The sequence below is a fragment of the Myxococcus sp. CA056 genome, from assembly GCF_013336715.1.
Lineage (GTDB): Bacteria > Myxococcota > Myxococcia > Myxococcales > Myxococcaceae > Myxococcus > Myxococcus llanfairpwllgwyngyllgogerychwyrndrobwllllantysiliogogogochensis.
Window position 1 is genome coordinate 177250 of record NZ_JABUMT010000009.1, and the last position, 11696, is coordinate 188945.

At 69.3% G+C, this 11696-nt stretch carries 4 protein-coding genes; 2 read left to right on the top strand and 2 right to left on the bottom strand.

Annotated elements, in window-relative coordinates; all coding sequences use genetic code 11:
* Position 1: 1 nt before the first annotated feature.
* Positions 2-1018: an aromatic ring-hydroxylating dioxygenase subunit alpha gene (locus HUA76_RS30225; RefSeq protein WP_174462786.1), complete on the bottom strand. Its 1017-nt coding sequence runs from the start codon at positions 1016-1018 to the stop codon at positions 2-4.
* Positions 1015-1188 (bottom strand): Xan family putative trans-acting RiPP leader peptide, encoded by a 174-nt coding sequence (locus tag HUA76_RS30230; protein ID WP_141643698.1) that lies wholly within the window; start codon positions 1186-1188, stop codon positions 1015-1017. The genes HUA76_RS30225 and HUA76_RS30230 overlap by 4 nt, the downstream gene beginning before the upstream one ends.
* Positions 1189-1299: 111 nt before the next feature.
* Here HUA76_RS30230 and HUA76_RS30235 point away from each other — a divergent pair, with 111 nt between their 5' ends.
* Positions 1300-3360: a hypothetical protein gene (locus tag HUA76_RS30235; RefSeq protein ID WP_174456471.1), complete on the top strand. Its 2061-nt coding sequence runs from the start codon at positions 1300-1302 to the stop codon at positions 3358-3360.
* An 11-nt stretch (positions 3361-3371) separates the two neighbouring features.
* The coding region (locus HUA76_RS30240) for a non-ribosomal peptide synthetase (protein WP_174462787.1) at positions 3372-11696 on the top strand (8325 nt) is incomplete at its 3' end.

Below are 11696 nucleotides of genomic sequence, written 5' to 3' on the forward strand. Positions count from 1 at the left end.
CCTATTCCAAGGGGGGCCCGTCCACCGGACGGCCCGAGCGCAGGGCCGTGAGGGCCCGGCGGTATTCGATGGGGAGCCGGTCCGCCTTCACCAGGACCTCGCCCGCGAAGTCCAGCGGGTGCGCGCGCGGACGCTGCCCCTCCGCGATGCGGCGGTCCTGCTCCAGGATGGCCGACTCCGACTTCACGAACACGTCCGCGAAGTTGCGGATCCTCGGGTGGTACGAGGCGAAGTAGAAGCACTGCATCTTCTCCTCGGACCAGGGCGAGGCCACCGCGTAGACGGTGTGCGGATAGAAGAGGGTCGGCTTGAAGGACAGCCGCGCGGCGAAAGGGAACGTCACGTCATAGGTGAGCGTGGTCCGGTCCACCCGGGGCGGCGCGCCACCAACACCGGGCGCCAGCGCGGGATACACGATGCGCGCGGAGAGTCCGTCCGACCGCTTCTCCACGTCGTAGGGCGGCACCTCGGGCTGGTCCGGATTGCCGAACGTCCCCTCATGCACGAAGGAGAGGTGGGCCACGTCCAGGACGATTTCCACCATGCGGCCGGCGGCGATATCCCAGTCCAGGCGCGGCAGCGGCACCGTGGCCACCGTCGTCGTGTCAGACAGCTCCGGCCATTCTGGCAATGGCGCGGCGGGCTCGGGTGAAAGACAGACCCAGACCAGGCCATGCCGCTCCGCGGCATGAAACGTCGCGAGCCGCGCCCGCTCCGGAATGGGCGTCTGGGGTTGCGAGGGAATCCGGACGCAGCGCCCGCTCTCGCCGTACGTCCAGCCATGGAACGCGCAGCGAAGGCCCTCGGGGGTGATGGAGCCTGAGCAGAGGTCCGCGCCACGGTGCGCGCAGTAGCGCTGAGAGGCCGCGACGCCAGAGCCGGTGCGCCAGAGGACCAGATCCGTCTCCAGCAGCCGGGCTGGAAGAGGCGCGTCCCGCAGCTCGTGGGAGTACGCCACCGGATGCCAGTACGGGGCGAAAGCGTCCCGGTACGGGCGGACCTCGTGGGCCGCGCTCATGCCAGGGCGAGCGGGGCGATCTTGCTTTCGATTTCCTCGAGGAGGAAGTCGATCTCCTCTATCTCGTCGAGCTTCTCGGGAGCAGCGGACACCGCCTCGGCGGTAGTCGATGTGGATACTGCTGTAGCAGCCAATTCGGAGGGGGACTGAGCAGTCTCTTCCGACGCCATGGGATGGCCTCCACTACACAGGGGAGGCGGATGCTCGGGGGAACGCTGGGGGAATGTCAACCCACCGTGGCTTTCCTCACCTGTCACAACGCCACTAGACTGCGTTCATCCATGCCCCCTGCCCCCTCCGTCGTGCGCATCGTGGCCATGTTGTGTCTGCTTCATGGCACCGCCCACGCGGAGCCCTGGAAGAAAGCCAGACCCGGCACCACGACGGAGTCGCAGTTGCGCATCCTGTTCGGCGAGCCCGACTCACGACGTCGTGAGGATGGCGCGCTGGTGCTCGACTATCAGGGTCAGTCCTCGCCGGCGGGCACGAGGCATGCGCGTTTCACGGTGGATACACGCACCCGAAGGCTCCAGCGCATCGATGTCTTTCCCACCCGGCCTCCCTCGCGCGCCTCGGTGGAGAAACAATTCGGCGCGGCCTGTCCCAAGGTCGGCCGGAGCAAGAAGCCCTGCTACCTGGTGAAGGCCACGGCGGACACCACGCTGTACTTCCACTATCCCTCGCGCGGCCTGGCGGTGTTCTTCACCGGTGCCGACGTGCGCGCGCTGACCTACGAGCGTCCTGTCCGGGGGCGCCTCGCGCTCTCCTCCAGCGTGGAGCCGCCGCTGGAGCTGGGCGCGGGGAGCGACGGCGTTCGGAGCACGAACGCATCGGGCGACACCGTGTCCGCGTCCGGCACCGACGCGGAGGACGACACGGAGACCGCCGACGGCAACACCGTGGAGGCCTTCGCGGAGCCCGCCTCCGACACCGCGAACGCGCCCGCCGCCGCGAGCCTGGCGCTGGCGGTGCCGACCATCGACGGCGAAGGCGAGGGCCAGGCACCGCGTCCACCAGCGTCCGCTGACGTGGACACCTCGCTGCGGCCCGTGGTGGTGGCGGACATGGGGACGTCTGTCACCTCGGGCCCCTCCGTGCCGGGCGAGGGGCCCCAGCCCGTGACGGAGGAGGCCGCGGTGGAAGACCCTCTGCACCCTTCCGCATTCCTCAAGGTGCCGGAGCTGCTCACGGTGGGCGGCTTCTATCTGCAGCGCGCGGAGGTATCCGGCGCCACCCGGGCGCTGAGCGCGAAGACGGGCGTGGACCCGTTCTTCCCGGCGCTGCTGGACGTGTACCTGGACTTCAAGCCGTTCGACGGGCTGCGCAGCTTCGCGGTGGGCCGGATGGCGTACGACCCGTTGGACCCACTGCTCTCCACGCCCGTGACGAGCCTGGACCGGCTGTGGATCTACTTCGGCCTCTTCGACCACGTCTTCATCACCGCGGGCCGTCAGCACATCAAGTGGGGCAGCTCGAAGATCTGGAACACCACCGACTTCCTGCGCTCGCGCAATCCGGACCCGTTGTTCCTCTATGACTTGAGGCCCGGCGTGGACATGGTGAAGGTCAACGTGCCGTGGGAGGAGATGGCCGCCAACCTGTGGATCATCGGCACCGCGGACCTGGTGGACACGACGAGTGGAGTGGGCGGACTGGAGGACGAGGACCGCGTGCGCTACGGCGGCGCGGTGCGCGCGGAAATCGCGCTGGGCACCAGCGAGCTGGCGGCGACGGGCTCGTTCTATGAGGGGCGGCGCCCCCGCTATGGCCTGGACTACTCGCTGGGCCTGGGGCGGCTGGACTTCAACACGGAGATCGCCCTGGTGCATGGCGCGGACGTGGCCACGTGGGAGCGCGCGGCGGACGGTGGCTTCCAGGTGCGGGCGCTGGACGGGTTGCAGGTGCAGGCCAGTGGCGGCATGCAGGTCGAGCTGCGGGTGGCGGACACCTTCAAGACGGTGGTGCGGTTGGAGGGCTTCTACAACCAGTTGGGCAGCGATGACCGCGAGCTGCTGACGTGGGTGCAGACCGTCGGCGACTTCCAGCCGCTCTACTTCGGCCGCTTCTATGGCATGGCGCAGGTCGCCGTCACCGCGCGCAACATCTACGAGCCGACGACAACGCTCACCTTGCTGGGCAACGTGGGCGACCCCTCCTACGTCGTCCGGCTGGACATCAACGCCTCCCGGCTGCGTGACGTGACGGTCGCGGCCTTCGTGGAAGTTCCCTTTGGAGAGCGCGGCGGCGAGTTCCGCTTTCAGCCCGACCCCACCGTGGCGCCTGGTGCACCGGTGGACATGGGGTTGTTCCGCGCGGGCATCAACGTTCGCCTCAGGCTCTGAGCCCTACCCACATGACAGCTCCAGACGATTCCGCCCCGGCCTCCCCCAGCCAGCAAGGACGGAAGGTTCCCCCTGTCGACTCCGTCGCCGCGCCCGGCGCCGCCACCCCTCTGCCCGAACACGCTCCAGCGCACGAGCCCGGACCGCGCCCCGTCCTCTCCGACGAGCAGCGCCAGCGGGTGCTCTCCACCTTCAACGCCTCCGAGCGGGAGTTCGAGAGCGGCGACACGGTGGTGGCCTGCTTCGAGCAGCAGGTGGACCGTGCGCCCGACGCGACGGCGCTCGACTTCGAGGGCACGCGGCTGACGTACCGGGAGCTGGATGAGCGCGCCAACCGGCTCGCGCGCCACCTGCGCTCGTTGAGCGTGGGGCCGGAGACGCGCGTGGCGCTGTGCGCGGAGCGCTCCGTGGAGCAGGTGGTGGGGATGCTGGGCATCCTCAAGGCGGGAGGTGCGTTCGTTCCGTTGGACCCGGCGCATCCTCCCGAGCGCCAGGGCTTCATGCTCTCCGACAGCGGCGCGCCCGTGGTGCTCGCGCACCAGCGGGTGATGGACGAGCTGCCGCTGCGAGGCGAGATGCTGGTGGAGCTGGAGGGCCCCCGGCCGGAGTACGCGCACCTGTCCGTCGGACGACTGGACGCGGTGGTCACGCCGGAGCACCTCGCCTACGTCATCTACACCTCCGGTTCCACGGGACGCCCCAAGGGCGTCCTGGTGCCACACGCGGGTCTGCGCAATACGGCTTTGGCCGCGGTCCAGGCGCATGGCTTCCGGCCGGAGGACCGGGTGCTCCAGTTCGCGTCGATGACCTTCGACGCCTCCGTGTGCGAGGTCTTCGCCACGCTGCTCGCGGGCGCGACGCTGGTGCTCGCGCCCCAGGAGCGACTGCTTCCCGACGCGCCCCTGCGAGCGCTGCTGCGTGAGCGCGCCGTCACCGCCGTCACCCTCACCCCATCCGTGCTCGCGCAGTTGGAGACGGAGGGACTGGAGGGGCTACGCACCGTCATCTCCGCGGGCGAAGCCCTGCCCATCGCCGTGGCCGAGCGCTGGAGCGAGGGGCGCCGGATGCTCAACGCCTACGGCCCGACGGAGGCCAGCGTCTGTGCCGCCATCACTCCGCACGCGGTGGTACTGGGCGCCATCACCCTGGGCACGCCGTGGCCCAACACGCGGCTCTATGTGCTCGACGAAGCGCTGGAGCCCCTGCCCCCCGGCGTGGCCGGCGAGCTGTACATCGGCGGCGTGGGCGTGGCCCGTGGATACCTGGGCCGTCCAGACCTCACGGCGGAGCGCTTCCTGCCCCATCCCTTCAGCCCCATCCCCGGCGCGCGGCTGTACCGCACCGGAGACCTGGCGCGGTGGACGCCGGACGGAGAGCTCGAGTACGCGGGCCGCGCCGACACACAGGTGAAGCTGCGCGGCATGCGCGTGGAGCCGGGTGAAGTCGAAGCCCTGCTCGCGCGCCATCCCGAGGTCCGCGAAGTCGCGGTGCTCGCGCGCGAGGTGACGGCCGGAGAGCTGTCGCTGGTGGCCTTCATCGTCCCGGACGTGGGCCTGGATGCGGCCCGTGTCAGCACGGCCCTGCGTGCGTGGCTGCGACAGCAGCTCCCCGAGCACCTGGTGCCCTCCGTGCTCATGACGCTCTCCACCCTGCCCCTGACGACCTCGGGGAAGGTGGACCGGCGAGCGCTGGGGGTGATGCCGCTCGAGCGCGGCGATGCATCGGGCGCTGTCCCTGGAGGCGAGCCTCGAGGAAAGCTGGAGGCGCTGCTCGCGGGCCTGTTCCAGCAGGTGCTGGGTGTGGAGAGGGTGGGACGGGACAGCGACTTCTTCGACCTGGGTGGGCACTCGTTGAGCGCGACGCGGCTGCTGGCGCGCGTACAGCATGCGGTGGGGGTGGAGCTGCCGCTGAGCGCGCTGTTCTCCCACGCCACGGTGGCCTCCCTGGCGCGCGCGCTGGGGCCCAAGGCCGCGTCGCTCGGAGCGCCCCTCGCGGGCCCCACGCAGCTTCCCGCCGACGCCGTCCCGATGACGTCCCTGGCACAGGAGCGGCTGTGGTTCCTTCAACAGCTTCAGCCCGACTCGGCGGCGTACCTCGTCGTCGACGCGCTGGAGTTCCGGGGCGTGCTGAGCGTGCCCGCGATGGAGGCCACGCTGCGCCGGATGGTGGAGCGACATGCCGCGCTTCGCGTCACCTTCACGCCCGTCGAGGGCAGCCCGCGCCTGCGCACCCACGCGGTGCACGAGCCCGTGCTCGCCGTGGAAGACCTGTCGCGGCTCCCGCGCGAGGCGGGGACACCGGAGGCGGTGCTCCAGCGCCGACTGAGTGAAGAAGCCGCGCGCCCGCTCTCGTTGGAAGACGGGCCGCTGTACCGGTTCCGCCTCTTCAGCGTTGGCCCCGAGCAGCACGTGCTGCTCCTGGTGCTTCACCACCTGGTGGTGGATGGCCTGTCCATGGGCATCCTCCTGAATGAGCTGGCGCGGACGTACTCCGCCCTCCAGGAAGGCCGTGAGCCCGCCCCGGCGCCGGTGACCATGACCTACGCGGATGTCTCCGCGTGGCAGCGCACCCCCGAGGTGCGCGCGCGTGAGGACATCCACCTCGAATACTGGAAGCGACAGCTCGCCGGTGCACCGGCGCTGCTCATGCTTCCCACCGACAAGCCTCGACCGCCGGTCCTCTCCGACCGGGGCGCGTACTCGCGTCGACACGTGCTGCCCCGCGAGGTCCGTCAGCGCCTGGAGGCCCTGTGCCGGCATCACCAGGTGACGCCTTTCATGGCGCTCTATGCCGTCTTCGCCACCCTGCTCCACCGTTACTCCGGTGAGCAGGAGCTGTGCATCGGCACGCCTGTCTCCGGCCGCAGTCACGAGTCCACGGAGGAGATCGTCGGTCTCTTCATCAACACGCTCGTGCTGCGCACCCACCTGTTGCCAGCCGCGCCCTTCTCCATGCTGCTGGCCCACGTCTGGGCGATGTCACTGGAGACCTTCAGCCACCAGCACGCCCCCTTCGAGCGGGTCGTCGATGCGCTCCATGTCGAGCGCAGCCTGAGCCACGCGCCGCTGTTCCAGGTGATGTTCGACCTGCGCCGCGTCGACTCGCCCCTCTCCTTCACCGGCCTGTCTTCGCAGCACGTCTTCGTCGACAACGGCACCAGCCAGCTCGACCTCGCACTCACCGCCACCGAACTGCCGGACTCTTCGCTCCAGCTCTTCTTCCAGTTCCGCACCGACCTCTTCGAGCACGCCTCCGTCGAGCGGATGCTGTCCCACTTCGTCCTGCTGCTGGAACAGGCCCTCGCCGCTCCCCAGCTTCCCCTCTCCGAGCTCTCCCTCCTCGACGCCGACGAGCGACGCCGCGTCCTGCTCGACTTCAACGACACCGAGCGGGCCTTCGACGCGGACGGCTCTGTCGCTTCTCTTCTTGAAGCCGCGTTCGCTCGCACTCCCGACGCCATCGCGCTCGTCGCTCCGGATGCCACGCTCACCTTCGCGCAGCTTCACGCTCGCGCCTCGCGTCTCGCGTTCCACCTCGCCGCGCTGGGGGCTCGTCCCGAGGCCGTTGTTGGCGTCTGCGTGGAGCGGTCCTCCGAGGCTGTCATCTCGCTGCTCGCCGTCCACCTCACCGGCGCCGCATGCCTTCCGCTGGAGCCGTCTCATCCACCAGCACGCCGTGCACTGCTGCTTCAGCAGTCCCGTGCCAGCCTCGTCGTCACTTCGCCTTCGCTGTTTGACGGCGTTCAACTCGACGCGGTGCTCGTGCAGCCACAGGACGCCCTGCGACCCGGTGCGGCGCTCGCGCAGCCCTCACGCGCGCAGCCGGACAACCTGGCGTACATCCTCTACACCTCGGGCTCCACCGGCCTGCCCAAGGGCGTCCTCTCCACCCAGCAGAACGTCGTCCACTGCTTCGACGCCTTCGACTCCCTCTACTCCACTGCCCCCGGCCACACCTGGGCCGCCTCCGGCAGCCTCTCCTTCGACATCCACCAGGAGGAAATCCTCTTCAGCCTCTCCCGCGGCGCTCGCGTCATCCTCCGCGACGTCGGCCCCCTCGGCCTCGCGCGCGACATCCTCCGCCACCGCGTCTCCCACGTCGTCATCACCCCCTCCTCCCTCGCCACGGCCCTCGAGGAGCCCGGTGCCTTCGACGCCTTCCGCTCTCTCTCCGTCCTCGTCACTGGCGGCGAAGTCCTCCCCGACTCTCTCGTCCAGTCCCTCGCGCTGACTTCCACCCGTCTCGTCAACACCTACGGGCCCACTGAAGCCAGCATCAACGTCGCCGCCGAAATCTCCCTCCCCCACCGCCCCGTTCGTCTCGGCCGCCCTCTTCCTCGCTGCCGCCTCTACGTCCTCGACGACTCCCTCCAGCCTCTCCCCCCAGGCGTCCCAGGCAAGCTCTTCATCGGCGGCATCTGCCTCGCTCGCGGCTACCACTCCCTTCCTCACCTCACCGCTGAGCGCTTCATCCCAGACGCCTTCTCTTCCTCCCCCGGCTCTCGCCTCTACGACACGGGCGACAGGGCCCGCTGGAATGACGACGGCTCCCTCTCCTTCCTCGGACGCTCCGACTTCCAGCTCAAGCTCCGCGGCGTCCGCGTCGAAGTCGAGGAAATCGAAGCCGCTCTCCTTCGCCTCCACGGCGTCCGTCAGGCCGCTGTCCTTCCCTTCCGCCCCTCTCGCGACACCTTCCTCGTCGCCTTCCTCGTCCTCGACGACTCCGCACCCTCTCTCTCCTCTCTTCGCGACGCGCTGGCCTCCTCTCTTCCGGAAGCCCTCGTCCCCTCCCGCTTCCTCTCCCTCCCCTCCCTCCCCTTCACCACCAGCGGCAAGGTCGACAGGACGGCCCTCTCCTCCTTCGACATCTCCTCCGCTGTCGCGGCCGAGTCCTCTTCCGACTCCGCTCCTCGCGGACAGGCCGAGGCCCTCCTCTCCCAGCTCTTCGCTGACGTCCTCTCCCTCTCCGTCGTCCCTCGCGACGCTGACTTCTTCTCCCTCGGCGGCCACTCCCTCTCCGCCACCCGCCTCGTCTCCCGCATCCGCCTCGCCTTCGGCGTCGAGCTTCCTCTCGCTTCCCTCTTCGCCTCTCCCTCCGTCGCGGGACTGGCCGCCGCACTCGCTCAGCACCACGCGCCTGCCCTCCCTCTCCCCAACCCCTCTCCCTCCTCCCTCCCTCCTCGCTCCTCCTTCGCCCAGGAGCGCCTCTGGTTCCTCCACCAGCTCCAGCCGGACTCCGCCGCGTATGTGATTCCCGAAGCGCTCGAGCTGACGGGCGCGCTGGACACCGAGGCCCTCGAGACGGCGCTGCGGCTGTTGCCGGAGCGGCACTCGTCCCTTCGCGCCGTCTTCGGCTCGTCGGAGGGTCAGCCTCGGATGGAATTCCAGCCCGTGTCCGAGCGCGTGCTCCACGTGGAAGACCTGCGGACGGGTGCTCGGGGTGAAGAGTCGTTGCGTGCGCTGCTCACGCGGCGCCTGGAGGAAGAGAGTGCTCGCCCGTTCTCACTGGAGCACGGGCCGCTCTATCGCTTCCGCCTGTTCAGACTGGCCGATGACCAGCATGTGCTGTTGATGGTCATCCATCACATCGTCGTGGACGGCCTGTCCATGGATCGGCTCCTGGTGGAGCTGGCACAGGGATACTCAGAGCTGAGTCAGCGACGGTCTCCGGTGCTGCCCACTCCGCTCCTGGCCTACGCGGATGTCTCCGCGTGGCAGCGCACGCCCGAGGTGCGCGCGCGTGAGGACATCCACCTCGACTACTGGAAGCAGCAGCTCGCCGATGCTCCGGCGTTGCTCGCGCTTCCCACCGACAAGCCTCGGCCGCCCGTCATCACGGACCAGGGTGGCTTCTCACGTCACCACGCCCTGCCCCGTGACGTCCGTCAGCGCCTGGAGGCCCTGTGCCGACAGCATCAGGTGACGCCGTTCATGGCGCTCTACGGCGTCTTCGCCACCCTGCTCCACCGCTACTCCGGTGAGCGGGAGCTGTGCATCGGCACGCCTGTCTCCGGCCGGACCCTCGCCGCCACCGAGGACATCGTCGGCCTCTTTCTCAACACGCTGGTCCTTCGTACCCAGGTCCCCTCGGGGATGACCTTCGCCGCGTTGCTGGCCCAGGTCCGGAGCACGTCGCTCGACGCCTTCAGCCACCAGGATGTGCCCTTCGAGCGGGTCGTCGATGCGCTCCACGTCGAACGCAGTCTGAGTCACGCGCCGCTGTTCCAGGTGATGTTCGACCTGCGCCGCGTCGACTCGCCCCTCTCCTTCTCCGGCCTGTCTTCGCAGCACGTCTTCGTCGACAACGGCACCAGCCAGCTCGACCTCGCGCTCACCGCCACCGAGCTACCTGACTCCTCCCTCCAGCTCTACTTCCAGTTCCGCACCGACCTCTTCGAGCACGCCTCCGTCGAGCGGATGCTGTCCCACTTCGTCCTCCTGTTGGAGCAGGCCCTCGCCGCTCCCCAGCTTCCTCTGTCCGAGTTCTCCCTCCTCGACGCCGACGAGCGACGACGCGTCCTCCGCGACTTCAACGACACCGACCGGGCCTTCGACTCCGACGGCACCGTCGCCTCCATCCTTGAAGCCGCTTTCGCTCGCACTCCCGACGCTGTCGCGCTCGTCGCTCCGGACGCCACGCTCACCTTCGCGCAGCTTCACGCTCGCGCCTCGCGTCTCGCGTTCCACCTCGCCGCGCTGGGGGTCCGTCCCGAGGCCGTTGTCGGTGTCTGCGTCGAGCGTTCCTCCGAGGCCGTCGTCTCGCTGCTCGCCGTCCATCTCGCGGGCGCGACGTGTCTTCCGCTGGAGCCGTCTCATCCGCCGGCACGCCGAGCCCTGCTGCTTCAACAGTCCCGAGCCTGCCTCGTCATCTCCTCGCCTTCACTGTTCGAGGGAACGCAGCTTGGGATTGTGGTCATCGAGCCGGGTGCCGCACAGCAGCCGCATGCCGCGCTGGCCGAGCCACTGCGCGCGCATCCGGACAACCTGGCGTACATCCTCTACACCTCGGGCTCCACCGGCCTGCCCAAGGGCGTCCTCTCCACCCAGCAGAACGTCGTCCACTGCTTCGACGCCTTCGACTCCCTCTACTCCACTGCCCCCGGCCACACCTGGGCCGCCTCCGGCAGCCTCTCCTTCGACATCCACCAGGAGGAAATCCTCTTCAGCCTCTCCCGCGGCGCTCGCGTCATCCTCCGCGACGTCGGCCCCCTCGGCCTCGCGCGCGACATCCTCCGCCACCGCGTCTCCCACGTCGTCATCACCCCCTCCTCCCTCGCCACGGCCCTCGAGGAGCCCGGTGCCTTCGACGCCTTCCGCTCTCTCTCCGTCCTCGTCACTGGCGGCGAAGTCCTCCCCGACTCTCTCGTCCAGTCCCTCGCGCTGACTTCCACCCGTCTCGTCAACACCTACGGGCCCACTGAAGCCAGCATCAACGTCGCCGCCGAAATCTCCCTCCCCCACCGCCCCGTTCGTCTCGGCCGCCCTCTTCCTCGCTGCCGCCTCTACGTCCTCGACGACTCCCTCCAGCCTCTCCCCCCAGGCGTCCCAGGCAAGCTCTTCATCGGCGGCATCTGCCTCGCTCGCGGCTACCACTCCCTTCCTCACCTCACCGCTGAGCGCTTCATCCCAGACGCCTTCTCTTCCTCCCCCGGCTCTCGCCTCTACGACACGGGCGACAGGGCCCGCTGGAATGACGACGGCTCCCTCTCCTTCCTCGGACGCTCCGACTTCCAGCTCAAGCTCCGCGGCGTCCGCGTCGAAGTCGAGGAAATCGAAGCCGCTCTCCTTCGCCTCCACGGCGTCCGTCAGGCCGCTGTCCTTCCCTTCCGCCCCTCTCGCGACACCTTCCTCGTCGCCTTCCTCGTCCTCGACGACTCCGCACCCTCTCTCTCCTCTCTTCGCGACGCGCTGGCCTCCTCTCTTCCGGAAGCCCTCGTCCCCTCCCGCTTCCTCTCCCTCCCCTCCCTCCCCTTCACCACCAGCGGCAAGGTCGACAGGACGGCCCTCTCCTCCTTCGACATCTCCTCCGCTGTCGCGGCCGAGTCCTCTTCCGACTCCGCTCCTCGCGGACAGGCCGAGGCCCTCCTCTCCCAGCTCTTCGCTGACGTCCTCTCCCTCTCCGTCGTCCCTCGCGACGCTGACTTCTTCTCCCTCGGCGGCCACTCCCTCTCCGCCACCCGCCTCGTCTCCCGCATCCGCCTCGCCTTCGGCGTCGAGCTTCCTCTCGCTTCCCTCTTCGCCTCTCCCTCCGTCGCGGGACTGGCCGCCGCACTCGCTCAGCACCACGCGCCTGCCCTCCCTCTCCCCAACCCCTCTCCCTCCTCCCTCCCTCCTCGC